Genomic DNA, 26,205 nt, shown 5'->3' on the forward strand with positions numbered 1-26,205 from the left:
CGGGTCCCGCCCGCCCCCTCCTCGGCCCCGCCCCGTCCTGCCGGGTGGCGGGGTCAGGCGGGCCGGACGGCGCCGGTGAACAACGGCCCGACCAGCGCGAGGTCGTCGAGGTCGGCGAGGTGCTCGGCGGGCAACGGCGGCAGGACGCGGGTCCCGGCCTCGGCGCAGGCCAGGCGCAGGCCGGCGTCCCAGTCGCCGGGGGCCGCGCGCGCGTCGAGCAGCGTCACGGTCGTGGCGAGCTTGCGCACCGTGTCGGCGTCGCGGGCCACCACCGTGACGGCCTCGGCGGGGAACTCGGCGGCCACCACGTCGACGAGCGCGCCCACGGCGGCGGACTCGTGCGCGACGACGCAGCGGGCGCCCGCGGCGAGCGCGGAGCACAGGACGCGGGCCGCGCCGAGGAACTCCTCGGGGGCCAGCACGCCCAACGGAGGTGGCCGTCGGCCGCCGGCGGCCACGGGCAGCACGAGGTCGAGCTTGTCGGCCCAACCGGCCCACCGGACGATCGTGTCGATGCACCCGTCGACCTGCGTCACGGCCTCGGAGATCCGGCAGCGGTGCGCGCGGCGGACCTGCTCGACGAACCGCTGGCGACCCGACTCCACCTCGGCGGCGGCGGCCAGCAGCGCCCGCCCGCGCCGAGCGGCGCTCTGGGCGGGGGAGCGGGGCCGGACGGGGCGTTCACCCACGGCACGCCCGGAGCAGGTCGAGGGCGTCGCGCCGCGCGTCCGGCGGGGCGGGCACCTCCGTGCCGAGCTCGCCGCCCCACACGGTCACCGAGCCGGCGCCCGCGAGGTGGGTGAGGGCGTCGTCGGCGGAGCGGACCGACCGGACCCCCAGGACGGGGCCGGGGGGCGGCCACGCGCTGTGCCGGCCGACGGTCGCGATGCCGGGGGGTGCCCACCAGCCGCCCGGGGGCAGGCCGGCGGGCAGACCCGCCGTCGCGTCGAGGACCTCGCGCGCGGCCCGCGCCAGGTGCGGGGTGGGCACCGGGCCGACGGCCGTCGCGCGGTCCAGCGGGTGGCCGGTGTGCAGACGCGAGACCGCGGGAGCGACCCGGGCCACGAGCGCGTCGACGACGGAGCGGTGCGCGAGCACGCGGGAGCCGCCGGGACGTTCGTGAGCGCCGCCGATCGCGGCCTCCACGAGGGCGACGGAGACGGCCTCGAGGTCGGCGCCGGCGAGGACGACGTCGACGTGCGGGGCGTCGGGGCGCTGCAGCAGCGGCGTTCCGCGCCCGGCGAGCGCGACGCCGACCGACCGCAGGTCCTCGGCGGAACCGTCCGCGCGGACCGCGACGAGGTCGGGGTGGGCCCACAGGACCGCGTCCGTCGCGGCGTCGGCGCCCGGTGCCGACCGGACGAGCCCGGACGGCAACCCGGCCTCCTCCAGGAGCCGGACGAACTGCCGCGCGGTCGCAGCGGCCGCCGGCCGGGCCCGCAGCACGACACCGCACCCGGTGGCGAGGGCGGCGACGACGGCGCTCAGCGCGTCGGCCGTGCTCGTGCGCCAGGTCGTCAGCAGCACGACGACCCCGCCGCCCGGCCGGTGCGCGGCGCCGACGCTCTCGAGCTTGTCGGCCCAGCCGGCGGCGGAGAACGCGGCGGCGTGCGCCGCCGGGGCGTCCAGGGTGAAGCCGGCGGCCAGGGGACGACCGGTCGTCAGGGCCGCGGTGACGGCGAGGGCACGCACGTGGCCGGCCAGGACGTCGGAGACGGCGAAGAGGAAACGTGCCCGGTCCTGGGCCGAGAGCCAGGCCCAGTCGGTGCGGCTGGTGGCGGCGACCGCCGTGGCGATGTCGCGGGCGAGGTCGGGCCCGGTGTCCTCCACCCGCAGGAGGCGTTCGCCCGTCGTGGGGGCCAGCACGTCGAGCAGGTCGCCGGTCGCGCCGGGGGTGCTCGTCGGGCCCCCGGGTCCGTCCGCGAGGACGAGGCCGGGCACCTCGTCGGGCAGGGTCGCCGTGCCCGGGGCGGGGGTCGGCGACGCGGCGAGGGAGTCGGCGGCGGCAGGCAGGTCCCGGGTGGTGACGCGCAGCGGGGACTCCCGCGGGGCGGTCAGTCCCACGACGACATCCGGTAGCGAAGCGCTCACGAAGCGTGAGTCTACTGAGGTTCCTGTGTTCTGAGAGGGCCGTTCGGGGGATGCGTCCAGCGCACTGAGAGGGTGGGCCCGTGGCCGCCCACCAGCACGAGCACCCGCACTCCCATCCCCACCCGCTCCCCGCCGACCCGGTGACCACGGCGGGCGACGACCGCGAGTACGCCTGGTACGCGGGCGACCACCACATCCACACGACGTTCTCCCGCGACGCCATGTACTCCGTCGACGACCAGGTGCGCCGCGGTCACGAGTGCGGGCTGGACTGGATGGTCATCACCGACCACGGCGGACCCGACCACGCCAAGCAGTCCGTCGCCCTGCAGACCCCGCTCATCGCGCAGGCCCGTCGCCGGCACGACGTCCTCGTCTTCCAGGGCATGGAGTGGAACATCCCGGGCGCCGAGCACGCGACGTTCATCGCCCCCGAGCACGAGGGCACCCCCGACCTGCTGCAGCGCTTCGAGCGCATGTTCGACGGCGACGTCCTCGCCGCCCGGCAGAACCCCGGCGGGCCGGAGCTGATCCGGGACTCCGTCGAGGGCGGGCCGGTGGCCGAGCAGCTCGGCCTCGACGCCCTCGCGTGGCTCGTCGAGGAACTGCGCACCGGAGGGGTGGGGGAGGCGCTCGTGCTGTCCAACCACCCCATGCGCACCGGTCGGGTCTCGCCGTCGAAGGTGCGCGGCTGGCGCGACGCCGCCCCCGGGGTGTTCGTCGGCTGGGAGGGCGCCCCCGGGCACCAGGCCGCCGCGCTCCCGGCGCCGCTCGGGCGCGGGCGCGGACGGGGTCAGTACGACGAGAGCCCCGGCCGCTGGTCGTTCCCCGGGTACGACCTGGACCAGTACCGGACGTGGGGCGGGTTCGACGCCGCGACGGCGCGGATGGGCGGGCTGTGGGACTCCCTGCTGGCCGAGGGCCTGCCGTGGTGGATCACGGCGAACTCCGACAACCACTTCGACATCGGCGACACGGTCCGCGTCGGGAACCCCTCCCTCGAGCACTACCGCCGCCACGGTTCGCGCGGGGAACCCGTCGAGACGGGCGTCGTCCAGCACGGGTACGTCGACTTCGCGCCCGGTTTCTACTCCCGCACCTGCGTCGGCTCGACCACCCGCGACTACCGCTCGGTCATGGCGGCCCTGCGGTCCGGGCGCGTCTTCGTGGTCCACGGCGGTCTCGTGCGCGCCGTGGAGGGGCGCGTGCGCACCGGTCCCGGTCCCGGGGTGACGTTCGGGGCGCGCACGAGCGTGGCCCGCGGCGGCGACGTGGAGGTCGAACTGCGCGTCGACCCCGCCACGGAGGCCAACGGCAGCGGCGAGGTGCCGCGGTCGGCGCGCTGGGACGTCATCGTCGGCACGGTCACCGGCCGGGTCGCCGACGTCGACCGCGACCTGTTCGAAGCGCCCGGCACCCGGGTCGTCGAGAGCTTCGAGGTGCCCGCGCACGCCACCGGCCCGCAGGTCTTCCGGACCGTCCTGCGCGGGGTCGCCGACCCGCTGTACGTCCGCTTCCGCGGCAGCGACGGCCGGCACGCCGACGCCGACGGTCACCCCCGCGTCGACCGCATCGGCGACTCCGACCCGTGGGACGACCTGTGGTGCTACACGAACCCGGTGTTCGTCGACGTGGTCTGACGCGGGTAGGTCAGTCGGCGCAGCAGGGTCTCGGCCGGCCCGCGCCGCCCGGCCCGCTCCAGCCCCACGGCCAGCGCCACGGTCGCCGCCCACGTGGCGACCGCGGCGAGGGCGATCGACCAGCTCGACAGGTGCGCACCGAGCCCCAGCCCCCAGGCGCTCATCAGCGGTGCGAAGACCACCGACTGCGCGAGATAGCAGGTCATCGACCGGCGCCCGGTGGCCAGCAGTGCCCGGACCACCGGCCCGCGCCGGTCGCCCCACCGGACGGCCAGGAGGCCGAAGAGGGCGGCGTACCCCAGGCCGCAGGCCAGACCGGCGCAGTTCTGCAGCAGGAGCAGGCCGAGCCCCGCCGGCGCGTCGGTCCTGAGCACCCCGAGGTGCTGCAGGGCCATGACCAGTCCGGCCCCCCACCCCACCGCGATGCCTGTCGCCGCGGTCCACCGCAGCAGTCGCAGGTGGTCCGCGGGCCGCTCCAGCACCTGGTGGCGAGCGGCGAGGAAGGCCACCAGCACGGCCAGCGGCATGACCAGCAGGAGCCAGTCCAGCAGCAGCTGGAGCATCCAGTACCCGAACCGCACCGCCGCCGCGAGCAGGTAGCCCTCCACCGCCGCCGGTTCCGGCAGCGCCGGCGGGTCGCCGTCGGCCACCGCGGGACCGGTCGGAGCGGCGGCGCCCGCCCAGCCACCCACCAGGGCCGTCGACAGCAGCAGCAGACCGGTCAGGACCCCGATCCACACGGCGATCGTCCGGTCGCGCCGGTCGAGGAACGCCGCGGTCAGGACGAGCCCGATGAGGCCGTAGGCACCGATGACGTCGCCGGACCACAGCAGCAGGGCGTGCACGGCGCCGACGGCGACCATCCACCCGTGCCGGCGGCGCAGCAGCCGCCGCGCCTCGTCGCGGGAGACGCCCGCGGCGCGCTGGCGGCGGTGCAGCTGGACGATCCCGTACCCGAACAGGAAGGCGAACATCGGGTACGTCCGGCCGTCGACGACCACGAGCGAGAGGGTCTGCGCGATCCGGTCCGCCACCCCGCCGGCGACCGAGTGCGCGCCCCACAGGTGCAGCGGCGCGTTGGCCACCGCGATGAGCAGGAGCATCGCGCCGCGCGCCACGTCCGGCGCGGGGCTGCGCGCCGCCAGCGGGGTCGGAGTCGCGAGCGCCGCGCTCCCGCGGCCGGTGGTGTCCACGTCCCGATCCTCCTGCCCGGCGGGTGTCCCGTTCACCGCGGCTGCACGCTGAACACGTCGCCGGGCTGGCACTGCAGCACGTCGCAGATCGCCGTGAGGGTCGAGAAGCGGACCGCGCGGGCCCGGTCGTTCTTCAGGACCGACAGGTTCACGACGGTCACCCCGACGCGGGCGGCGAGCTCGGCCAGCGTCATCCCGCGGTCGGCGAGCAGCCGGTCGAGGTGGCAGACGACGCGGTGCGGGGCGTGGTCGCTCACACGAGCCCTTCGCTGTCGACCTGCAGCCGCCGGCCGACGTCCAGCGCGCCGGCGAGCAGGAACAGCAGGAGGACGAAGACGAGCGAGCTGTGGACGGGGAACCCCCAGTCGGGGGTCCAGCCCGAGGCGCCGAGCCGGTGCAGCGCGAGTGCCGCCGTCAGCGGAGTGAGCAGCGGGACGACGTGGGTGACGACGAACGCCGCCCCCGCGATGCCCCGCAGCCGGCCGGCGTTCCCGGGAGCGAACGGGTCGCCCTCGGCGAAGCCTCGCAGCAGCGGGGCCAGCCAGACGAGCGCCGCCCCGACGCTGGCCCAGCCGAGCCAGCCGGGAGCCGCCGCGAGCAACCGTTCCAGCGTCGTCGCGGGGAAGGAGATCGAGAGCCGCCCGATCGAGCTGGTGTCCGGGGTGTGGACGGTGGCCCCCGGGGGTGCTGCGGGGGACGTCACGAGTCCCTGGACCTCGCCCGTCCCCCAGGTCCCGCTGAACGAGGCGACCGGGAGCGTGACCTCCCGCGAACTCGAGCCGAGCAGGAGGAGGGCCGCCACGACGAGGCAGAAGATCCCGAGCCGTCGCGCGAGGTGGGCGCAGAGCCTGATGGCGTGCGCCCGGGTGTGCACCCCGAACCGCTGCGCGATCCGCGGGACCATCGACAATCGATACGCCATGCCGGGAGCGTGACACATCGACAGTCGATGTGTCACGCGTTCGCCGAACTCAGGCCGTGACCGCCCGCACGTCGGCCAGGACGGCGTCGAGGCGCTCGCGCGCGGCCTGCCGCACCCCGGCCAGGTCGGCCCCGTCCGGCACGTCGGCGACGACCTCGCAGTAGCTCTTGAGCTTGGGCTCGGTGCCGCTGGGGCGGACGACGACCCGCGTCCCGTCGGCGGTCCGGAACCGCAACCCGTCGGTGGGCGGCAGGCCGTCGAGACCGTCGGCGAGGTCCTCCACCGACGTCACCGCGGAACCGCCGAGCTGCCTCGGGGGTTCGGCGCGCAGCCGCGCCATCGTCGCCGGGATGACGGCCAGGTCCTCGACCCGCACCGTCACGGGCGCCGTGAGGTGCACGCCGTCGGCCCGGTCCAGGTCGTCGAGGACGTCCAGGAGCGTCCGGCCGGCCCCGAGTTCGCGGCGGACGACGGTCGCCACCAGCAGCGAGGCCGAGATGCCGTCCTTGTCCCGCACGACCTCGGGCGCGACGCAGTACCCGATGGCCTCCTCGTACCCGAACGTCAGCTCGGGCACCCGCGCGATCCACTTGAACCCCGTCAGGGCCGAGGCGAACCGGGCGCCGGTGCGGCCCGCGACCCCTTGCAGGGCCTGCGAACTCACGATCGAGCAGGCCAGCACGGCCCCCGGCGCCGCGAGTTCGGAGCCCAGCAGCCGGCCGAGGTCGTCACCGCTGAGCTGCCGGAAACCCTCAGGAGTCGGTACGGCGACGCAGCACCGGTCTGCGTCCGGGTCGACGGCCAGGACGACGTCGGCCCCGACCTCCCGGGCGAGGGCCACCGCGCGGTCCAGCGCACCGGGTTCCTCGGGGTTGGGGAACGGCACGGTCGGGAACGCCGGGTCCGGGTCGGCCTGCTCGGCGACGGAGTGGACGTCGCGGAATCCGCCGCGGCGCAACGCCTCCAGCAGCACGGGGCCGCCGACCCCGTGCATCGCCGTGACGACGATCCGCGGGTCGCGGCCCGGTTCCCCCGCTCCCACGGCGGCGATGATCGCTGCGAGGTAGTGCTCGACGACGTCGTCGGAGAGCACGGTCCACCCGGACCCGGCGCGGGGCAGGTCGCGCAACGGCCCGACGGCGGCGATCCGCTCCGCGATCTCGGCGTCCACCGGGGGCACGATCTGCACGCCGCGGCCCTCGGGGCCGGTCGCCCGGCCGCCCAGGTAGACCTTGTACCCGTTGTCCGCAGCCGGGTTGTGGCTCGCGGTGACCATGACGCCGGCGTCGGCGTCGAGGTGGCGGACCGCGAAGGCGAGCACGGGGGTCGGCAGCGGCCGGGGGAGCAGGAGCACTTCGCAGCCGGCGGCCGTCAGGACGGCGGCGGAGTCGTCGGCGAACTCCCGCGACCCGTTCCGGGCGTCGAGCCCGACGACGACGCGCGGCCGCTCGAACCGCGCGGTGAGCCACGCGCCCAGCCCGGCCGCGGCGCGCTGCACGACGGCGCGGTTCATCCGGTGCTCCCCGGCGCCGACGCGGCCCCGCAGCCCGGCCGTCCCGAACTCCAGCGGGCCGGAGAACCGGTCCTGCAGGTCGGCGGTCGCCGCCGCGGACCCGGACCGCGCCGCGGCCAGCAGGTCCTCGAGCTCGGCCCGGTCGCGCTCGTCGGGGTCGTCGTCGATCCAGGTCCGGACCCGGTCCGTCAGGGGTGCGCTCACGGGCGGCAGCCTACGAGGGGACGGGTGCGACCATGGCGGGGTGAGCACCCCCGTCGTCGTCCTCGCCGGGTTCCTCGGCGCCGGGAAGACGACCGTGCTCAACCACCTGCTGCGCTCGGCGGCCGACGTCCGCCTCGGGGTGGTCGTCAACGACTTCGGCGCCGTCGGCGTCGACGCGCTCCTCGTGTCCGGCTGGGCCGACAGCACGGTGTCGCTGGAGAACGGTTGCCTGTGCTGCTCGACCGAGGACGGGACGGTCGACGAACTCCTGGCCCGGCTCACGGCCCGGCGCGGCCGGGACGCCCTGGACGCGGTGGTGGTCGAGGCCAGCGGGGTCGCCGAACCCGCGGCGATGGTGCGCCAGGTCCTCGCGAGCACGGTGCCGGGCATCCGGTACGGCGGACTGGTCGTCGTCGTCGACGGGGTCGAGTTCGAGACCGTCCGGCAGCGCCACCCCCAGCTCGACGACCACGTCGCGATGGCGGACGTCGTCATCCTCAGCAAGACCGACCTGCTCGACGACGCCGCGGTGGCCCGGCTGACGGAACGGTGCCGCGAGCTCAACGCGTGGGCACCCGTCGTGCCCGCGGCGAACGGTTCCCTGGACCCGCGGCTGCTGTTCGAGGCCGGCCCGCCGCGCACGCGTCAGCTGGCGCTGGGGGAGGCGGTGCCGGCGCCGGAGGAGCACCTGCACTCCTTCTACGACGCCGTGGAGTTCCGCAGCCCCGAACCGCTGGACCCGCGCAAGTTCACGGCGTTCCTCGACGCGCGGCCCTCGGGGGTGTTCCGCGTCAAGGGGCCCGTCCGGTTCGCGGGGGCGGACGAGCGCTACCTGCTGCAGACGGTCGGGGCGGCGGTGCGGTTCACCCGGGGCGCCTGGCCGCGGGGCGCACCGCGGACGACGGAACTCGTCCTCATCGGCGCCGGGCTCGACGCGCCCGCGCTGCTCGCGGACCTGCGGAACTGCGTGCACGCGGGGTCGGAACCGCCCGACGAGTGGGCGCTCATGGGCGTGCTGCGCAGCACCGAGGGTGTCTGAGGGTCAGGCCCCCGCCCGGAACTGCGCCACGTACTCCGCCGCCGCCCGCGGGTTCCGGCCGCCGAGCAGGAGCCGGCCGTCGGAGTACGGGTACTCGACCTCGTTGTAGATCTCGTGCGCCACGGGCCAGCGGTCCATCCACGCGCGGAACCGGTCGACGAACCGCGGGTCGTCGCCGCCGCCGTTCCACGTGCTCGAGGCGAGCGCCCACTCGTCGACGCCGACGGGTTTGCCGTGGGCGACCGCGAACTCCGCGACGTCGTCGAGGCCACCGGGGGCGCACTGGTACCAGTCCCACCGCTCGTCGGCCGCGAGTCCCTGCGGGCTCATGTCGTAGACGTCGATCCCGACGACGTCGACGACGTCGTCACCGGGGTAGCAGTGGCGGAAGTCGAACCCTCCGTCGACGGCGACCGTCAGCCCCCAGTCGAACCGCGCCGCGGGCGCCTCCCGGCGGACGACCTCCACGACGCGGCGGAACGCCGCCCGGTAGGCGGCCGGGTCGGGGACCGCGGACCAGGAGTAGTTCTCCGGGGAGTTCGCCTCCCAGCCGAGCCGCAGGGTCGTCGCGCCGAGGCCTTGCGCCGCCAGGGACCGCGCCAGCGTCCGGAACGGGGCGTCGTACCGGCCGTCGGCCACCGCGGCGAGCGAGGGGGCGGGGTCCTGCGGTGTCGGGTCCGCCAGGAGGGGTACCGACAGGACGAGCGGGGCGCTCCAGGCGCCGTCGCCGTAGGCGGACAGCACGGACGTGGGCTGGGCGATCCACTCCCACCGCCGGTGGTCCAGGTACTCCCCGGCGACCTCGACGGGGCGACCCCGGCGACGGCCCCAGGCGGTCAGGTCCGCCGGGGTCTGGGGCCAGCCGAGGTAGGCGCCGGAGCGGCGCGCGGTGTCGCGCGGCGGTGCGGGCAGCGCGGCGGGGACCTCGAAGGTGCGGTGCTCCTGGTCGACCCACCGGCCGCCTCGGAGGTGGGAGACCCACGCCGTGTACCGGCCGGGCGCCAGCACGGCCCGCCCCGTCAGCGCGAGCCCGTCCGCGGGCACGGAGCAGGGACCGGTGTGCGCCACGTCGTGGGCGCCGTCGCGGGCGTCCCGGACGGCGATGACCGCCGCCTCGACGGCACCGGCCGAGGCGGGCAGGAGCCCGGCCAGGCGGGTGGGGGCACCAGCCCAGCGGGGAGGGTCCACCGCGAGCGCGGTCACCGGTGCACCGGGCCGGCGGGCGCGGACCCCGCGCGGGATCCGGGGAGCGGGCGCGGACAGGGCCCGGGCCCGGCCGGCGGGCGCGAACAGCCCGGCGACCGCGGCGGCCCCCAGGACCGCCGCGGCGCGACGGGTCGGACGGGGACCACCGTGCGCAGCTGCCACGCCCAGTGCATCGGCGCTCCGGGGCGGGTTCGTGAGCTGCCGGGGTGGGGGACCACGTCCGGTCAGCGGCCGGAGCGGCCGATGAGTTCCGGGCGCGGGCCGAGTCGAGGGGGTGGGCCGGGAGCCGGCTGAGGACGAGCTGTGGGAAAGGGCGGGCGGTGTGTCGGAGGTCTTCTCTAGGGTCGGAGCCATGACGGGTGGTCACGCGGTCCAGGCGCGGGGGTTGGTGAAGCGGTACGGCGACGTCACCGCGGTGGCGGGGGTCGACATCGACGTCCCGGAAGGGACGGTGCTGGCCCTGCTCGGGCCGAACGGCGCGGGCAAGACGACGACGGTGCGGATGCTCACGACGCTGCTCGTGCCCGACGAGGGCACGGCGACCGTGGCGGGCGTCGACGTCGTGGGGGACCCGCGGGAGGTGCGCCGGCGCATCGGTCTGTCGGGCCAGTACGCGGCCGTCGACGAGAACCTCACCGGGTTCGAGAACCTCGACATGGTCGGGCGGCTGTACCACCTGGGTCGCAAGCGGTCCCGCGAACGGGCGACTGAGCTGCTCGAGCAGTTCCGGCTGACCGACGCGGCGAACCGCGTCGCCAAGACGTACTCCGGCGGGATGCGCCGCCGCCTCGACCTCGCGGGCGCGCTCGTCGCCTCGCCGCCCGTCCTGTTCCTCGACGAGCCGACGACGGGTCTGGACCCGCGGTCGCGCAACGACATGTGGGAACTGCTGACGACGATGGTCCAGGGCGGCACGACGCTGCTGCTGACGACGCAGTACCTCGAGGAGGCCGAGCGCCTCGCGGACGACATCGTCGTCATCGACCACGGCCGGGTCATCGCCCGCGGCACGGCCGACGAGCTCAAGACGCAGGTGGGCGGTCAGCGCATCGAGCTGGTCGTCGCCGCCGACCACGAGGTCCCGACGACGGTCACCGCCCTGCAGCCGCTGGCCGTGGGCGAGGTCCAGGTCGACCGGCGCGCCCGGCGCGTCACCGTCCCGGTCAGCGGCGGCACCCCCGCCCTGGTGGACGGGCTGCGCCGGCTCGAGGAGGCCGGGGTCGTCCCGCTGGACGCCGGGCTGCGCCGGCCCACGATGGACGACGTCTTCCTGACCCTGACGGGCAAGCCCGCGGAAGAACTGGTCACCGAGCAGGAAGGGGCGGACGCGTGAGTTCCCTCGGGATGGTCCTGGCCGACGGCTCCGTCGTCGCCAAGCGCAACCTCATCAAGATCAAGCGGATCCCCGACCTGCTGGTCGGGACGCTCATCTCGCCCATCATGTTCATCCTGCTGTTCGGGTACGTCTTCGGCGGCGCCATCGAGGTCCCCGGGGTGAACTACCGGGAGTTCCTCGTGCCGGGGATCTTCGCCCAGACGGTCATCTTCGGGGCGACCATCACGGGCGCCGGCCTGGCCGACGACATGCAGAAGGGCATCATCGAGCGGTTCCGGTCGCTGCCGATGGCGCAGTCGGCCGTGCTGGTGGGCCGCACGAGTTCCGACGTCGTCACGAACGTCATCGTCGTCGTCATCATGTCGCTGACGGGTCTCGTCGTCGGCTGGCGCATCCGGACGTCCGTGCTGGACGCCGTCATCGCCTACGGGCTGCTGCTGCTGTTCGCCTACGCCATCTCGTGGTGCATGGCGCTGCTGGGGCTGCTCATCCGGACGCCGGAGGCGTTCAACAACCTCACGTTCATCACGATCTTCCCGATCACGTTCCTGACGAACGGGTTCGTCCCGATCGAGAGCTACCCGTCGGTCCTGCGGACGATCGCGGAGTGGAACCCCGTCTCCACGCTCGTCCAGGCCGCCCGGGAACGCTTCGGCAACGTCGGTCCCGGGCCGGCGCCGGAGTCGTGGGCGCTGCAGAACGCCGAGCTCTACACGCTGGCGTGGATCGTCGTCATCCTGCTCGTCTTCGTCCCGCTGGCGACCCGCCAGTACCAGCGGGCCGCCGCACGCTGACGGCCGGCTCAGAGCAGCGGGACGACCCCCGCGAGGAGGTCCGCGCAGCGACCGGCCGCGTCCCGGCCGGCCTGCAGGACCTCCTCGTGGGACAGCGGCTCGTCCGAGACGCCCGCCGCGAGGTTCGTCACGAGGGAGAACCCGAGCACGCGCATCCCGACGTGGCGGGCCGCGACGGCCTCCAAGGCCGTGGACATCCCGACGAGGGACGCCCCCAGGACCCCGGCCATGCGCACCTCGGCCGGCGTCTCGTACTGGGGGCCGTGGAACTGGGCGTAGACACCCTCGCGCAGCGACGGGTCCACCGTCCGCGCCAGGTCGCGCAGCTCGGCCGCGTAGAGGTCGGTGAGGTCGACGAACGTCGGCCCCTCCAGCGTCGTCGCGCCCGTGAGGTTGAGGTGGTCGGAGATGAGGACGGGCGAGCCGGGGGCGATCGAGCGGTCCAGCCCGCCGCAGCCGTTCGTCAGGACGATCGTCCGGCAGCCCGCGGCGGCCGCGACGCGGACGCCGTGCGCCACAGCCCGCACGCCGTGGCCCTCGTAGTAGTGGCTGCGCGGCAGCACCAGCGCGCGCAGCGGGTCCGCGCCCTCGCGGGGCACGCTGATCGAGCGGACCGTCCCGCCGTGGCCGACGACGGCGGGCGCGCGGAACCCCGGCAGCTCGGGGGCGGGCACCTCGGCGACGACCTCGCCGAGCCGGTCGGCCGCGGCGGCCCACCCCGAACCCAGCACGAGGGCGACGTCGTGCCGCGGGACGCCCGTGCGCTCGGCCAGGGTGGCGGCGGACTCCTCGGCGAGGGTGAAGGGGTCCTGGGGGGCGAGGGTGTCGGTCACGCGCGGCACCCTAGTGGGGCCGGGCGTCCCCGGCGTCAGGCGTCGTTGGAGCGGCAGGGGCGGGCGCGCAGGCCCAGCACGTAGTCGTGCGGGGCGCCTCCGGCCTCGGCGGCGTCGGCCAGGCGGCCGAGGTACTTCGCCGTCGGCAGGCCGCCCTCGTAGTCGTCCAGGACGTACGTCCACGCCACCACGTCGCCCTCGAGCGTCTTGACGCGCACGCGGATCTTGCGGAACAGGCCGATGTCCATGCCCTCGGAGGCGTCCAGGCGCGTCTCGTCCGCCTCGGTGAGGTCGTACAGCGCGACGTAGACCTGGTCGCCGGGGGCCTCCACGACCGTGGCCAGCGGACCCTCCCAGCTGCGGTCCTCCCCGCCGAACGTCAGCCGCCAGTCCTGCAACCACCCCGTCGAGCGCAAGGGGGAGTGCGGCGCCTTCCGGGACATGACCTCGGGGTCGAGGTTGGTCGCGTACGCGGCGTAGGCGGGCGAGGGGGCAGGCACGGTTGAAGAGGGTAGGGGAGCATGGGGGTGTGAGTCCCACCAGTGCGTCCTCAGCAGCAGCCAAGGCCACCCGGGTCGCCGTGCTCGGCGGCGGCCCCGGCGGGTACGAGGCCGCGCTCGTCGCGGCCCAGCTCGGTTCCGACGTCACCGTCGTCGAACGCGACGGTCTCGGCGGGTCCACCGTCCTCACCGACGTCGTCCCGTCCAAGACGCTCATCGCCACGGCCGAGCTCATGGCGACGGTCGGCGGCGCCTCCGAGCTCGGGGTGCGCTTCCCCGGCGGCTCGGCCCCCGACACCGAACCGGCGGGCGCCGTGACGGTCGACCTCGCCCGCGTCCACTCCCGCGTCAAGGCGCTCGCCTTCGCGCAGTCGATGGACGTCCGCGCGCGGCTGGAGAAGGAGGGCGTCCGCATCCTGTCCGGGGCCGGCGCGCTCGACGGCCCGCAGGCCCTCGTCGTGCGCGAGGGGGAGGACGAGGGCGCCCGCGTCGAGGCCGACGTCGTCCTCGTCTCGGTCGGGGCCAGCCCGCGGACCCTGCCGGACGCCCAGCCCGACGGCGAGCGGATCCTCACCTGGAAGCAGGTCTACGACCTCACCGAACTGCCCGAGCACCTCATCGTCGTCGGCTCCGGCGTCACGGGCGCCGAGTTCGCCAACGCCTACGACGCCCTCGGCGCGCACGTCACGCTCGTCTCCTCCCGCGACCGGGTCCTGCCCGGGGAGGACGCCGACGCCGCCGAGGTGCTCGAAGGCGTGTTCCGCCGCCGCGGCATGGACGTCATGTCCCGCTCGCGCGCGCAGAAGGTCGAACGGCACGGCGACCGCGTCGTCGTCACCCTCGCCGACGGCCGCACCGTCGAGGGCTCGCACTGCATCGTCGCCGTCGGGGCGGTCCCGAACACCGCCGGCATCGGCCTGGAGGAGGCCGGCGTCTGGACGTCGGAGTCGGGGCACATCGACGTCGACAAGGTCTCGCGCACGTCGGCGCGCGGGGTCTACGCGGCCGGGGACTGCACGGGCGTCTTCCCGCTGGCCTCCGTCGCGGCCATGCAGGGCCGGATCGCCATGTGGCACGCGCTCGGCGACACCGTCGCCCCGCTGAAGCTGCGTTCGGTCGCCTCCACCGTCTTCACGTCCCCGGAGATCGCGACCGTCGGCTGGACGCAGGCCCAGATCGACTCCGGTGAGGCGCAGGGCGAGATCATCAAGCTGCCGCTGTCCACGAACGCGCGGGCCAAGATGCTCGGCATCCACGACGGGTTCGTGAAGCTGTTCTGCCGCACCGGGTCCGGCACGGTCATCGGCGGTGTCGTGGTGGCCCCGCGGGCCAGTGAGCTGATCTTCCCCGTCACCCTCGCCGTCGAGAAGCGGCTCAACGTCGACGACGTGGCCCACGCCTTCACGATCTACCCCTCGCTGTCGGGGTCGATCGCCGAGGCCGCGCGGCAGCTGCACGTCATGGGTGAGTAGATGGGTGGGCGGGTGACCGCGTGCGGCGCCGGGGGTTCCTGACCGCCGGTGCCGCGGCCGCCCTCGGTCTGCTCGTCGCCGACGCCCCGGCGGGCCCAGGCGGGACCGGGCCGGGCCGCCGGTCCGGTGCGTACGTCGGCTGGCCGCAGACCCCGGCCACCCTCGACGCGTTCGCCGCCGCGCGCGGCCGCCGGCTCGACGTCGTCGGGGAGTACCTCGACGGGCGCGACTGGGACCACCTGCGCGACCCGGACTACCTCTTCGACGCCTACGCCGGTTCGGCCTACGCCCGCGAACTCGTGCTGAGCCTGCCCCTGGTCCCGCCCGGGGAGTCCCTCGCCGACGCCGCCGACGGCGCCCACGAACGGCACTGGGCCCACCTCGGTGCCCGGCTCGCCGCTCACGGCATGGGGTCCGTCGTCGTCCGTCCCGGGTGGGAGGCGAACTCGCCCGTGAACTACCCGTGGTCGGCCGTGCCGGACCCGGCCGCCTACCGCGCCGCGTTCGCCCGCTGCGTGCGGGCCCTGCGGCGGGAGGCACCCGCGCTGCGCAGCGACTTCAGCGTCACCGTCGCCGTCGACGGGGGTGCGGTGGCGCTCGCCGACGCCTACCCCGGGGACGACGTCGTCGACGTCGTGGGCGTCGACGTGTACGACATGAGCCCCGAACCGCGGTCCGCCGCCGACCGGTGGACCTGGTACCGGACGGCGCCCGGTGGGCTGGACGAGGTCGCCGCCTTCGCGCGCTCGCGCGGCAAGCCCCTCGCGGTCGACGAGTGGGCCGTCGCGTCACCGTCGTGGGGCGGGGGTGGGGACGACCCGGGGTTCGTCGTGGACCTCGTGGCCTGGATGGACTCCGTCGGCGTGGTCCACGAGATCTACAACGAGGTCCGGTACGACCACACCGACGGACGGCTGTTCGGCGGGGGCGCGAACCCGCGCGCGGCGGCGGCCTACTCCGCGCTCGTCGGCCGGTCCTGAGGCGCCGTGCCCCGACGGGAACGCCACGCCCGCACACGCTGGACGTGCGGTCGCAGGTCCTGCCGCCACGTGAGCGCCGCCCCGAGCGCCGTCCACCGCAGGCGGCCGTCGGGGAGCACCACGATCCGCCGCGAGACGTGGGTGGAGGTCGCGAGGCGGAACTTGTACGGCTCCAGGCCCCGCAGCAGGTCCAGCACGACGGCCCCGTGGGCGTACGCCCGCCGCCGCACGTCGTGCAGCAGCAGCGTCCCGACCCCGACCTCGGCGACCTCGCGCCGGTAGGAGCACAGGTAGGTCGCGACGACCCGGTCGGTGACGAGCTCGAAGGAGTACGCGACGAGCCGGCCGTCCAGGCGGACCCCCGTCAGCCAGCGGGAGGCCGGGTCGGCCGTGCGCAGGAACAGCGCGAGCAGGTCCCCGGTGGCGCCGGTCCAGGGCTGGTTGCGGTGGTCGGCGTTCGGGTGGGCCGCGTCGACGGCCCGCAGCTCGGCGAGGAGGCCGTCGGTGAGGCTGCAGTCGGTCGGGTCCGGCAGGAGCTCACCGCAGACCTCGACGGTCCCGAGCTCGCCGAGCCGCTTGAGCGTCTTGCGGTCCTTGGTGCGCCGGTTCTTGGACTCCCGGCCGTCCTCGGGTCCGAAGGTGCGGCGGATCGTCTCGGCCTGCGCGCGCACGCGCACCCGTCGGCCACGGGCCGCGGCCCAGGCCCGCACGTCCTGCGCCGTCGGGTCCAGGTCGCTGACCTGCTGCAGGTCCAGGACGGGACCGGCCGGCCCGGCGGCCGCCACGGCCGCGTCCAGCAGCGCGGCGACCACGGCGCGCCGGTCCGCGCCCGGGGCGACCGGGACGGTGCCGTAGTCGCTGGGGCCCGTCCCGGCGAAGCGGACGACGGGGCGACCGGCGACGCCGGGAAGGGGGGTCTCGTCCACGACGAAGGGCAGCACCCCCAGCAGCGGGGAGTCCGGCGCGTCCCCGCCGCGGACGGTGGCCACGCGGACGGGGCCTCCCAGCACGGTCGTCGCGCTGACCCAGGCGGGCCCGGCGAACAGCGCACCCGTCGCGGCGGTCAGCTCCTCCCAGCCCGGCACGGGGTCCGCCGCCGTGACGACCCGGGTCACGAGGGAGGGGGTCGGGACCCCGGTGCGGCTCGGGGCGGGGGACGGGGGCAGGGTCACGGGATCCTCCGGTGGGCGGCACGGCGTCGGCGCGGCCGGGGCCGGCGCGCCGCGGAGAGGGGCCAGGGGCGGTGCGGGGCCGAACCGGGCCAGCGGCCGGCCAGGGCGGCCACGGCGAGGACGAGCAGACCGCCCGCCCCCGCGCCGACGACGACCAGACCGGGGTCGACGCGCTCGCGGACGCGGACCGCGCCCCCGGCGGGCGTCTGGTCGCGCACGCTCCAGGCCTGCCCGCGCGACGCGACCTCGAGGGTGGCGACGACCTCGCCCGCGACCCGCCGGACGGTGCCGGCGTCCCGGCCGTCGACCGTGACCTGCACGACCGGGGAGGAGGGGGCTCCCTCCAGGAGCACGTCGACGTCCTCCGGGCCGCCCTCGTAGCGCTGGGACAGGGTGGCGGTCAGCCGGGTGAGGGCCTGGGTCGTCGTCGTGGCGTCCCGGCCGTCGGCGCCGGCGGTCACGACGACGAGCGCCGTGGCCCGGTGCACGACCGGTCGGGCCAGCCCGACGCCGACGGCGAGCAGCGCCCCGACGAGGGCCCCGACGACGAGGGGCGCGAGCGCGGGGGTCCAGCGGGGACGCAACCGCGGGGCGTCGTCGGCGAGGGGCTCGACCGCGTCCGGGGCGCGGCGCGACCGCAGGCGCCCGGTGAGGGCGCGGACCTCGGCCAGCCCGACGACGTGCGCCGCGGCGAGGTGCACCCCGACGAAGACGGTGCCCGCGGCGAGGCTGACGACGGGGCCGTGCCCGAGGTGGGTGACCCCCCAGGCCGCCGCGCCGGCGAGCGCGGCCGCGGTCGCCGAGCGCACGACGGCCTCACCGAGGCGTCGCCACGGCAGCGGCACGAGGTCGCGGTGCAGCCGTCGCAGCAGCACGGCCCCGGCGAGCGTGATGCCCGCCGCGTTGCCGAGCGCGAGGCCGGGGGCGCCGAGGGGACCGACGGCCACGGCGTCGACGGCGACCGTCACCGCGAGGCAGGCGAGGGCGGCGACCGCGGCGACCCGGGCACCCCGGGGCCGGATGCACAGGAACAGCACGGAGGCGCCGACGGCCAGCTGCCCGAGCAGCCCGAGGGAGTACCAGCGCAGGACCGTGGAGGTGGACTGCACGAGCTCGGCGTCGAAGGCCCCGCGCTGGAACAGCAGCGCGGTGATCTGCGGCGCCAGCACCTCCAGCGCGACCGTCACCGGCAGGACGACGCAGACGCCCAGGCGCAGCGCGTCGGTGACCTCGCGGCGGACCGCCGGGAACCGGCCGGCGCCGACGTGCGCCGTCACCGACGCCAGCGACACCGAGGCCACGACCAGCGAGAGCGTCACGGGGATCTGCGCGACCTTGGAGGCGTAGTTCAGCTCGCTGATCGCGCCGACGAGGTCGCTGCCGAACCAGCGCTCGGCGAAGACCTGCGACTGCCGCGCCAGGCTGTAGACGATGATCGGGGCGACGGCCAGCAGCGGCGCAAGCCCGGTGCCCGCCCGCCAGCGCAGGCCGTCGAGACGGGTGGAGCGGGCGACGGCCGGGGCGACGACGGCGACCATGAGCAGGCTGCCGACGGCCAGCCCGAGGGCGGCGGCCCGGACGCCGAGCCACGGCTCCAGGAGCAGGCAGGCGAGGATCCCGACGTTGTAGGCGACGTACGTCGCGGCGGGGCGCACGAACGACCGGCGGCCGCGCAGGGCCGAGGACAGGTACCCCGCGACGCCCAGCCCGAGCACCGTGACGCTGGCCAGCCGGAAGCAGGTGACGGCCAGACTGGGGTCGGCCAGGCCCGGGGCGATGAGCCCCACGAGCACCGGGGCGGCCAGCGCGCACACCGCCCCGGCCGTGGCGGTGACGGCCACGACGGGCAGCAGCGTGCGGCGGACGGCCGACGTCAGTGAGCCCTCCTGCGCCCAGGTGCGAGCGAACAGGGGGGTCAGCAGGAGGGCGAGCCCGGACTCGTTGAGCAGCGGTGTCACCGTCTCCGGGACGGTCCAGGCGACGAAGAACGCGTCCGAGCTCGACGAGGCGCCGAACAGCGCGGCGATGACGAGGTCGCGGACGAGACCGAGCAGCGAGGACAGGACCATGACCCCGGCGACGAGGCTTGCGTCGCGCGCCCGGCGGTCGCGCACGACCGGCGCGTCGGTGGGGCCGGCGGGGAACGGGGAGGGTCCCGCGGGACGCTCGGCGAGCGAGGTCACCGGCGCAGCAGCAGCACGGCGCCGGCCACGACGACGCCGAGCACGCCACCGAGGGCAGCCGACAACGGCGGGGTGAGCCCGCTGGCCGAACGCACCTCCGCGGCCGGGGTGAGCAGGGAGATCGTGTAGCCGCTGGCGGCGGCCGTCGGCGTCAGGTACGAGGCCACGGCCGTCGACGCCGCGGCCGCGACCGCGACCGCGTCCTGCGCGCTGTCGCCGGACGCGCTGACCTGCACGAGGGGGGCGTCCTGCGAGGCGGCCACCGTCACGTCGCGCGCGACGTCGTCGACGGTCCGGCCGCCGGTGGCGAAGGGGGCCAGCGCGGCGTCGAGCACCTCCGGCTGCCCGGCGACCTCGGCGTAGGCCTTGGCGTACGTGGTCGCGCCCCCGGCGTCCCCGCGGGCGTCGCCGGACGCCGTGGGGGCCACGACGAGGTAGGCGCTGGCGTGGTGGGCATCCGTGCTCAGCAGCCCGTAGCCCGCGCCGAGCAGGACCCCGACGACGAGCCCGACGACGACCAGGACGGCGGCGGAGCGGCGCCGGACGCGCACGCCGGGCCGGCGGACGGCGCCCTGCGCGGGGACGGCCGAGCGCGCGGCGGAGGGGGAGTGGGTCGTGCTCATGCGTTCTGCTCCTGCGGGGCGTCCGAGGGGGTGGGTTCACGGCGGGACGCGTGCGCGTCGTCGGGGCGGTGCACGTGGTCGAACAGGTCGTCGTAGAGGTCGTCGAGGACGCGGGCGGTGGCGCGGACGTCGAAGGCGGCGACGACGGGGGGAGCGGTGCGCCCCGTCCCGTGGCCGCCGGCCCGCGCGGCGCGGCGTTCGTCGAGCAGCTGGGTGACCCCGGCCGCCAGGGCGGACGTCGACCCGCCGACCCGCACCGTCCCCGGCAGCGGTGCGGGCAGCTCGTCGAGCACGGGGGCCGCGGCGTAGACGACGGGCAGCCCGCCGGCGAGGGCCTCCAGGACCCCCAGCCCGAACGTCTCAGACTGCGACGCGCTGACCAGCAGGTCCAGGGCCGAGAGCCAGGACGCGACGTCGCCGACCTCGCCCGTGAAGTGGACGAAGTCCTCGACCGTCAGCTCCGCGGCGCGGGCCTGCAGGCGGGCGCGTTCGGCGCCGTCGCCGATGACGACGAAGCGCCGGTGCGGGCCGAGCTGGGGGGCCAGGCCCTCGAGGGCGACGTCGACGCGCTTCCAGGGGTGCAGCCGGCAGACGACCCCGACGACCTCGACGTCCTCGGACACGCCCAGCCCGGCGCGCAACCGCGCCCGGGCGGCCGCGTCGAAGCGCAGCTCGTCGGTGTCGATCCCGTTGCGCACGACCAGGACCCGGTGACCGGGACGGTCGACGACGCCCCACGTGGCGAGGTTGTCCCGCACCTGGTCGGAGACCGCCACGGTCGCCTGGGCCCACCGCGAGCTGCGGCGCAGCAGGGCCCGCACGACGGGGGTGGCGCGACGCCCCTCCAGGAGGTCGGGGTGGAACAGGGAGTGCTCGGTGCTCACGACGACGGGGACGCGGGCCAGGTGGCCGGCGACGCGCCCCAGCACCCCCGCGCGGAACAGGTGGGTGTGGACGACGTCGGGCGCCTCCTCGCGCAGCACGCGCAGCAGGCGCAGCAGCGCCCGCGGATCGGTCGTCGACGGCGAGGCCAGGTCGTGGACCCGGTAGCCCTGCGCGCGCAGCTGCTCGGCGACGACCCCGGCGTTGTAGACGGCGACGACGGCGCAGTCGTGGCGGCTGGCGCGGACCACGCGCAGCAGCTGCGTCTCGGCGCCGCCGGCGGCCAGGCCCGTGATGACGTGCAGGACCTTCAGGCGTCGGGTCGGGCGTCGGGTCACGGTCGGCTCCTCGGGCTGCGGTGCGGGACGTCGCGTCCGCCGGCGGGCCGGCGGGAGGGGGCGGGGCGGCGGGCGTGGACCCGGGCGTGCAGGTGGTGGCGCAGGTGCTTGGCGGCGAGGCGGACGGGTCCGTCGCCGGGGCCGGCGTAGCTGCGCGGCACCGTGAGGTCGGGGAAGTCGGGCGTGCTCGGTGCGCCGGTGTCGGCGCGCACGGCGTCGCGGTACCCGGCGTCGGCGACGGCCGCCACGACCGCGGGGTCCTCGTCGCCGAAGGGGTAGGCGAACCCGGGGACCTCGTGCCCGAGGAGGTCCTCGAGGACGGCCCGGCTGTCGGTGACCTCCGCGCGCAGCCGCGCGGGCGGGCACCGCGGCAGGTGCGGGTGGGTCAGCGTGTGGCTGGCGACCTCGACGCCGAGGGCGTCGACCTCCCGGACGCCCGACGCGGTGAGCAGGGGCCAGCCGTTGCCGTCCCAGTCGTTGGTGCCGCCGAACCGGCCCGCGACGACGTAGAGGGTCGCCCCGAAACCGCGCTCGGCGAGCAGTTCCGCCGCGTCGAGGAAGTCGGTGTAGCCGTCGTCGAAGGTCAGCCCGACGAGCCCGCGGGCGCTGCCGGCGCGGTGGGCGGCCATCAGCTCACCCGTGCTGACCCCGCGCAGACCCCTGCGCTGCAACGCGTCGAGCTGCCGCGCCAGGGTGTCCGGCGGGACGCACAGACCCTCGGGGTCGGGGCTGCGGCGGGCGACCGAGTGGTACATGAGCGCGAACGGGGCGGTCACCGGCGCACCCCCCGCACAACGCGGGTGGGCTGGGGGGCGGCGACGGGCGGGATCGCCCCGGCCGCCAGGTACGCGTCGACGACCTGCGGCAGCAGGGTCCGGTCGTCGCGTGTGGTGACGACGTGCGCGCGACCGACGGCGCCCTCCTGGTCGCGCACCTCGGGTGCCCGCAGGCGGCGGACGACGGCGGTGGCGAGGAGGGCGGCGTCGTCGGTGTCGACGACGGCCCCGGCCCCCGGCGGGAGGGCCTCGCGCAGCGCCGGGTGCTCGTGGACGACGAGGCTGCGGCGGGCGGCCATGGCCTCCAGCGGGACGAAGGCGAACCCCTCGTACCGGCTGGGGACGACGACCACGTCCGCCGCGGCGTACCAGCGGCGCGGGGCGTCCGTGGCGCCCGGCAGCACGACGCCGGTCAGCCCATGGCCCCCCTCGGCCACGCGGCGCCGCACCTCCTCGGCGTCCGGGCCGTCGCCGACGAGCGCGAGCTGCGCCTGCGGGACGGCGGCCCGCACGAGCGGCCAGGCCGCGAGGAGGCGGTCCTGGCCCTTCTGGTGCGCGAGCCGCCCGACGCAGACGACCGTCGGCGCCTCGGGCAGGCCCAGTTCGCGGCGGGCGGCGGCCGCGTCGTCGACGCCGTGGCGGCTGAGGTCCAGGCCGTTGCGGACGACCCGGCGCGCCGTCACGTCGAGCGGCAGGCCGGCCTCGTGGGCGCGGTCCAGCTCGGCGCGGCTGACGAGCAGCAGGCAGTCGGTGAGGTGCAGGGCCAGGGCCTCCCACACCCGCACGGCCAGGGCGACGGGGCCGGAGGCGGCCTCGAAGGCCCAGGCGTGGGGCTGGAAGACGGTCGGCCGCGACCCGTGGACGACGAGCCGGCCCACGAGGCCGGCCTTGGCCGAGTGCAGGTGCACGACGTCGGGGTCGACGGCGCGGACGACGGCCCGCAGCCGGCGGGCCTCCGGCAGGACCCCGCGCAGCGGCGACCGGACGGCGGACCAGGTCGCGCGGGGGACGCCGAGCGCGTCGAGGCGGTCGGCGAGCCAGCCCGCCGGTGCGCAGGCCACCACGACGTCGAGGCCGGCGGCCCGCTGCTGCTGCGCGACGCGCGCGACGAAGGCGGCCACGCCCGCGTCGACGGGCTGGCAGACGTGCAGGACCCGCAGCCCGGTGGCGTCGACCGGAGCCGCCGTGACCGCGCGGCGCGGTGCGGGCTCGCGCGCCGGCCGGGGGGTGGCGGTCAGCGCCAAGGCGAGCCCGAAGACGACCCCCTGCAGCGGCGCGGTCGGCCCGGCCAGGTCGCCCCAGAAGTTCGTCACGACGAACTGCGTGCCGACCCCGAACAGGGCGAGCCCGGTCGTGGAGGTGAGGGAGCGCCGCCCGTCGACGCGCCGCAGCGGGCCGACGGCCGCGACGACGACGAGGGACAGGTACGCCAGCAGGCCGACGAGCCCCTGCTCGGACAGCACGAGGAGGTACTGCTCGTGCGGGGACAGCAGCTGCACGCGTTCGTAGCTGTCGTCGGAGGCCGCGTCCGCGCCGGAGGAGGTGGAGATGCCGAGCTGGGAGTCGCGGTGCTCGGAGAAGTTCTTCACCCCGATGCCGGTGACGGGTTCCTCGGACCACATGCGCAGCGCGGCGGACCACAGGCCGTAGCGGTCGGCCACCGACTGGTCGGGGGAGGAGGCGGAGCTGACGACGGTCTCGACGCGCGCGACGACGACGGCGCCCTGGGAGGGCACCGCGACGAGGGCGACGGTCGCGACGGCGATCCCGGCCAGCGCCGTGCCGGCCAGGACGCGCCACCCGACGCGGGCCAGCACGAGGACGGCCGCGACGAGCCCGGACAGCAGGGCGCCCCGGCTGAGGCTGAGCAGCAGCGGCAGCAGGAAGAACACCGCCAGGGCCCCGGCGACGAGCCGGTGCCGGCGCACCGGCAGGGCGAGCGCGCCGGCCAGGCAGACGAGGCCCGCGTCGGCGACGAGGTTCCCCATCGCCAGCTGGTTGCCGACGCCGAAGGTGCCGATGGCGCGGATGGCCTCGGCGCCGTACCCGGCGCCGGTACCCGTCAGGTACTGCACGACCCCCAGGACGCCCTCGGCGAGGGACACCACGACCAGGGTGGCGAGGACCCCGGCGACCGCCCGCACCGTGCGGCACACGACGAACGTCGCGACGGGCAGCAGCACGTCGACCTCGACCCAACGGACCCAGCCCGCGGCGGCGAGGCGCTGGTCGGTCGCGAAGACGGCCGACAGGCTGACCGCGACGAGGACCGCCAGGGCCGGCAGGAGCGCCCGCGAGCGCAGCAGGGCCGGCCCGTCGCCGCTCAGCAGCCGCCAGGCGGCGGCCGCGATGACGAGGACGGCCGCGACGTCCGCGGCCGTCACGTGGGCCAGGGAGACGGCGCCGCTCGTGGAGGTGTCGGGCACGCAGACCGCGACGACGAGCAGGTGCAGCGGCAGGAGCGGCAGCCACCCCAGGCGCTGGGAGCGCGGGGTGACGCGGCGGCCGCGGACGCGTCCCGCACGGCGGCGGTGCCTGCCGGCGCGGCGGTCGCGGGCGGGCGTCGGTGCCTGGAGCGTGGTGGGCAGCGCCTCAGCCACCGGACCCCCGGACGATCTGGGACACCGTCGCCAGCATGATCTTCAGGTCGAACCACAGCGAGAAGTTCTCGATGTAGTAGTTGTCGTAGTCGGCACGCAGCTCGATGGACGTGTTGCCGCGCAACCCGTTCACCTGGGCCCACCCGGTCAGCCCGCAGGGCACGCGGTGGCGGTGCCAGTACCGCGGGTACTGCGCGGCGAACTGCTGGGCGAACACCGGGCGTTCGGGGCGCGGGCCGACGAGGCTCATCTGCCCGCGCAGCACGTTGACGAGCTGGGGGAGTTCGTCGAGGGAGGAGCGGCGCAGGAACTTCCCGACCGGCCCGACGCGCAGGTCACCGGCGATGTTCCACGTCGTGTCCGACTCGGTCGGGGCCACGGACAGGCTGCGGAACTTCATGACCGTCACCGGCTGCCCGTCGACCCCGACGCGGACCTGGCGGAAGATCGCGCCGTCGCGGGTCTCCCACCGCGCCAGCAGTGCGCAGGTGAGCATGACGGGGGACAGCAGCGTGAGGGCGAGCGCGGACAGCGTGACGTCGACGACGCGCTTGGCGCGGCGGCCGGCGCGGTCGTGGTGGGGGCGGCGGAACCGCTCCAGCGGCAGGGCGTGCACGAGGTCGCCACCGGCGCGGGCGGTGTGCAGCTCCCACAGCCGCGGCAGCCAGTAGATCTCGGTGTCCTCCAGGCCCGGGTCGCGCAGCAGGTTGACGAGGTGCTCGTCCTCGCGCAGGCCGTAGGCGATGACGACGACGCTCACGTCGTGCCGGCGGACCAGGCGGGCGACGTCGTCGACGGGGCCCAGCCACGGCGTGGGCGGGGCGTCGAGGAAGGGGGCGCGGTCGTCGAGCGTGCCGACGGGCAGGAGCCCGTACTGCGGGTTCTCCAGGAGCGTGCGGGAGAACTTCGTGCCGACCGTCCCGCCGCCGACGACGAGGGTGGCCAGGCCGTTCCCGCGGCGACGGCGGTGGCGGCGCACCGCGGCGTAGACCGCGGTCCGCAGGGCCAGCTGCGCGGCGACGACGACCAGCACGGTCACGACCGTGCGCAGGGCGCCGCTCTCGCCGACGTGCAGGTCGCCGCGGGCGAGGAACGCGACGCCGAGCGCGCTGGTGAGGACGAGGAGGAGGCGGGGGGCGTCGTCGAAGGCCGACAGGGTCAGGCGGACGGGGTGCCGCCAGCGCGGGGCGTGGCCGACGACGGCGAGGGCCGCGCCGAGCACGACGGCCGTGGGGGCGTCGAGGGCGAGGGCGATCCCGACGCCGAGGAGGGTCTCGGCGACCGACAGGGCTGGCGTCCAGGCGCACGTGGCGCGCCGGCGGCGCAGCCGGTGGGCGGCGGGGGCCGGGGGGCGCTCGGGGAGCGTCTCGTCGCGCCGGTGGCGGGGAGCCCGGCGGCCGGTGGCGAGCTCGTCGTCGGGGTCGGAGGCGACGGTGTCGCTGTCGCTGTCGACCAGGGTGTCGATCGGGGTGTCGGTCACGGCGCCGACGTCGATCGAGGGGTCGAGGGTCGTGCTCTCAGTCCTGGGAGCGGGCACCAGGGCGTGCTCGAGGAGGTTCCCCGAGGCCGCGTCGCTGGACCCGTCCCGCAGGCGGTGGTGCTCCACTCGAGTCTCCTCGGAAGTGCTGGCCGCGGGGGTCGAGGCGAAACATAGCCGTCGGGCGGGGCCAGGTCAGGAGCCGAGATCGTCACGGATCACAACGGAGAGTGAGACTTTCGGGACACGGGTGGTGAGGTTCACCACGGAGGGTGAAGATCGCCACGCTTCGCGCGGGGACGCTCACCGAGGGCGAAGAAGTACCGCGTCCGTCAAACGCTTCGTCCCGGGGTCAGCACCGGGGGTGACGATAACAATGAGGTCACGAAGTGCAGGACGTGTGAACCGGTGCTAGGTCACGCGTCGTTGCG

The 26,205-nt window shown here is 76.1% G+C and carries 22 protein-coding genes; 6 read left to right on the forward strand and 16 right to left on the reverse strand.

The window, feature by feature from the left end; all coding sequences use genetic code 11:
* Positions 1–53: 53 nt before the first annotated feature.
* Entirely contained in the window at positions 54–689 is a 636-nt protein-coding gene (locus AB1207_RS11470) for an aldehyde dehydrogenase family protein (RefSeq protein WP_367638412.1), read from the reverse strand.
* On the reverse strand, positions 682–2,091 hold the full coding sequence (locus AB1207_RS11475) for an aldehyde dehydrogenase family protein (RefSeq protein ID WP_367638413.1): 1,410 nt from the start codon (positions 2,089–2,091) through the stop codon (positions 682–684). The genes AB1207_RS11470 and AB1207_RS11475 overlap by 8 nt, the downstream gene beginning before the upstream one ends.
* Before the next feature lie 80 nt (positions 2,092–2,171).
* Between AB1207_RS11475 and AB1207_RS11480 the strand changes: the two genes are divergently transcribed.
* A complete protein-coding gene (locus AB1207_RS11480) occupies positions 2,172–3,731 on the forward strand; it encodes a PHP domain-containing protein (protein WP_367638414.1) in 1,560 nt (519 codons plus the stop codon).
* Here AB1207_RS11480 and AB1207_RS11485 read toward each other — a convergent pair.
* The 4 genes from AB1207_RS11485 to AB1207_RS11500 are packed head-to-tail and all read right to left on the reverse strand — an operon-like array spanning position 3,698 to position 7,572.
* Positions 3,698–4,924: a DUF418 domain-containing protein gene (locus AB1207_RS11485; RefSeq protein WP_367638415.1), complete on the reverse strand. Its 1,227-nt coding sequence runs from the start codon at positions 4,922–4,924 to the stop codon at positions 3,698–3,700. The two genes, AB1207_RS11480 and AB1207_RS11485, sit on opposite strands and share 34 nt — an antisense overlap.
* Before the next feature lie 32 nt (positions 4,925–4,956).
* Complete coding sequence (locus AB1207_RS11490) at positions 4,957–5,118, reverse strand: helix-turn-helix domain-containing protein (RefSeq protein ID WP_437178924.1); 162 nt, start codon at positions 5,116–5,118, stop codon at positions 4,957–4,959.
* A gap of 59 nt (positions 5,119–5,177) precedes the next feature.
* Entirely contained in the window at positions 5,178–5,846 is a 669-nt protein-coding gene (locus AB1207_RS11495; RefSeq protein ID WP_367638418.1) for a hypothetical protein, read from the reverse strand.
* Between the two features lie 49 nt (positions 5,847–5,895).
* Positions 5,896–7,572 carry a phospho-sugar mutase gene (locus AB1207_RS11500; protein ID WP_437178925.1) on the reverse strand — a complete coding sequence of 559 codons (1,677 nt, stop codon included), beginning with the start codon at positions 7,570–7,572 and terminating at the stop codon, positions 5,896–5,898.
* 31 nt (positions 7,573–7,603) lie between these two features.
* Here AB1207_RS11500 and AB1207_RS11505 point away from each other — a divergent pair, with 31 nt between their 5' ends.
* On the forward strand, positions 7,604–8,602 hold the full coding sequence (locus AB1207_RS11505; protein ID WP_367638422.1) for a CobW family GTP-binding protein: 999 nt from the start codon (positions 7,604–7,606) through the stop codon (positions 8,600–8,602).
* A gap of 3 nt (positions 8,603–8,605) precedes the next feature.
* On the opposite strand, the gene AB1207_RS11510 is transcribed toward AB1207_RS11505, so the two are convergent.
* Positions 8,606–9,970 carry a hypothetical protein gene (locus tag AB1207_RS11510; RefSeq protein ID WP_367638424.1) on the reverse strand — a complete coding sequence of 455 codons (1,365 nt, stop codon included), beginning with the start codon at positions 9,968–9,970 and terminating at the stop codon, positions 8,606–8,608.
* Between the two features lie 190 nt (positions 9,971–10,160).
* On the opposite strand from AB1207_RS11510, the gene AB1207_RS11515 reads away from it, so the two are divergent.
* Positions 10,161–11,141 (forward strand): ATP-binding cassette domain-containing protein, encoded by a 981-nt coding sequence (locus AB1207_RS11515; RefSeq protein ID WP_367638425.1) that lies wholly within the window; start codon positions 10,161–10,163, stop codon positions 11,139–11,141.
* A complete protein-coding gene (locus tag AB1207_RS11520) occupies positions 11,138–11,938 on the forward strand; it encodes an ABC transporter permease (RefSeq protein WP_367638427.1) in 801 nt (266 codons plus the stop codon). The genes AB1207_RS11515 and AB1207_RS11520 overlap by 4 nt, the downstream gene beginning before the upstream one ends.
* A gap of 8 nt (positions 11,939–11,946) precedes the next feature.
* On the opposite strand, the gene AB1207_RS11525 is transcribed toward AB1207_RS11520, so the two are convergent.
* Together AB1207_RS11525 and AB1207_RS11530 are read right to left on the reverse strand one after the other, a co-directional pair.
* Positions 11,947–12,771 (reverse strand): purine-nucleoside phosphorylase, encoded by an 825-nt coding sequence (locus AB1207_RS11525; RefSeq protein ID WP_367638429.1) that lies wholly within the window; start codon positions 12,769–12,771, stop codon positions 11,947–11,949.
* A gap of 35 nt (positions 12,772–12,806) precedes the next feature.
* On the reverse strand, positions 12,807–13,271 hold the full coding sequence (locus AB1207_RS11530) for a gamma-glutamylcyclotransferase family protein (RefSeq protein ID WP_367638430.1): 465 nt from the start codon (positions 13,269–13,271) through the stop codon (positions 12,807–12,809).
* 29 nt (positions 13,272–13,300) lie between these two features.
* Here AB1207_RS11530 and AB1207_RS11535 point away from each other — a divergent pair, with 29 nt between their 5' ends.
* The gene (locus AB1207_RS11535) at positions 13,301–14,743 is read left to right on the forward strand and encodes an NAD(P)H-quinone dehydrogenase (RefSeq protein ID WP_367638432.1); all 1,443 of its coding nucleotides are present in this window, start codon (positions 13,301–13,303) and stop codon (positions 14,741–14,743) included.
* Positions 14,744–14,763: 20 nt separating this feature from the next.
* Positions 14,764–15,723 carry a glycoside hydrolase family 26 protein gene (locus AB1207_RS11540; RefSeq protein ID WP_367638433.1) on the forward strand — a complete coding sequence of 320 codons (960 nt, stop codon included), beginning with the start codon at positions 14,764–14,766 and terminating at the stop codon, positions 15,721–15,723.
* Here AB1207_RS11540 and AB1207_RS11545 read toward each other — a convergent pair.
* The 7 genes from AB1207_RS11545 to AB1207_RS11575 are packed head-to-tail and all read right to left on the reverse strand — an operon-like array spanning position 15,696 to position 25,903.
* Positions 15,696–16,895 (reverse strand): GNAT family N-acetyltransferase, encoded by a 1,200-nt coding sequence (locus tag AB1207_RS11545; RefSeq protein WP_367638434.1) that lies wholly within the window; start codon positions 16,893–16,895, stop codon positions 15,696–15,698. The two genes, AB1207_RS11540 and AB1207_RS11545, sit on opposite strands and share 28 nt — an antisense overlap.
* The gene (gene murJ, locus AB1207_RS11550) at positions 16,892–19,078 is read right to left on the reverse strand and encodes a murein biosynthesis integral membrane protein MurJ (protein WP_367638436.1); all 2,187 of its coding nucleotides are present in this window, start codon (positions 19,076–19,078) and stop codon (positions 16,892–16,894) included. The genes AB1207_RS11545 and murJ overlap by 4 nt, the downstream gene beginning before the upstream one ends.
* Entirely contained in the window at positions 19,075–19,701 is a 627-nt protein-coding gene (locus AB1207_RS11555) for a hypothetical protein (RefSeq protein ID WP_367638437.1), read from the reverse strand. The genes murJ and AB1207_RS11555 overlap by 4 nt, the downstream gene beginning before the upstream one ends.
* Positions 19,698–20,921, reverse strand: coding sequence for a glycosyltransferase (locus AB1207_RS11560; RefSeq protein WP_367638438.1), 1,224 nt, complete (start codon positions 20,919–20,921; stop codon positions 19,698–19,700). Before AB1207_RS11560 ends, AB1207_RS11555 begins: the two co-directional genes overlap by 4 nt.
* Positions 20,918–21,697: a polysaccharide deacetylase family protein gene (locus tag AB1207_RS11565; RefSeq protein WP_367638440.1), complete on the reverse strand. Its 780-nt coding sequence runs from the start codon at positions 21,695–21,697 to the stop codon at positions 20,918–20,920. The genes AB1207_RS11560 and AB1207_RS11565 overlap by 4 nt, the downstream gene beginning before the upstream one ends.
* A complete protein-coding gene (locus AB1207_RS11570; RefSeq protein WP_367638442.1) occupies positions 21,694–24,297 on the reverse strand; it encodes a glycosyltransferase in 2,604 nt (867 codons plus the stop codon). The genes AB1207_RS11565 and AB1207_RS11570 overlap by 4 nt, the downstream gene beginning before the upstream one ends.
* Positions 24,290–25,903, reverse strand: a complete 1,614-nt coding sequence (locus tag AB1207_RS11575; RefSeq protein WP_367638443.1) for a sugar transferase — start codon at positions 25,901–25,903, stop codon at positions 24,290–24,292. The genes AB1207_RS11570 and AB1207_RS11575 overlap by 8 nt, the downstream gene beginning before the upstream one ends.
* Positions 25,904–26,205 lie beyond the last annotated feature (302 nt).

Origin of the sequence: Kineococcus endophyticus (assembly GCF_040796495.1) — a bacterium.
GTDB classification, from domain to species: Bacteria; Actinomycetota; Actinomycetes; order Actinomycetales; family Kineococcaceae; genus Kineococcus; species Kineococcus endophyticus.

Coding starts and splice junctions, on each gene's coding strand:
- AB1207_RS11495 (WP_367638418.1), bottom strand. CDS start 5,846: ATGGCGTATCGATTGTCGATGGTCCCGCGGATCGCGCAGCGGTTCGGG.
- AB1207_RS11555 (WP_367638437.1), bottom strand. CDS start 19,701: ATGAGCACGACCCACTCCCCCTCCGCCGCGCGCTCGGCCGTCCCCGCG.
- AB1207_RS11515 (WP_367638425.1), top strand. CDS start 10,161: ATGACGGGTGGTCACGCGGTCCAGGCGCGGGGGTTGGTGAAGCGGTAC.
- AB1207_RS11490 (WP_437178924.1), bottom strand. CDS start 5,118: ATGACGCTGGCCGAGCTCGCCGCCCGCGTCGGGGTGACCGTCGTGAAC.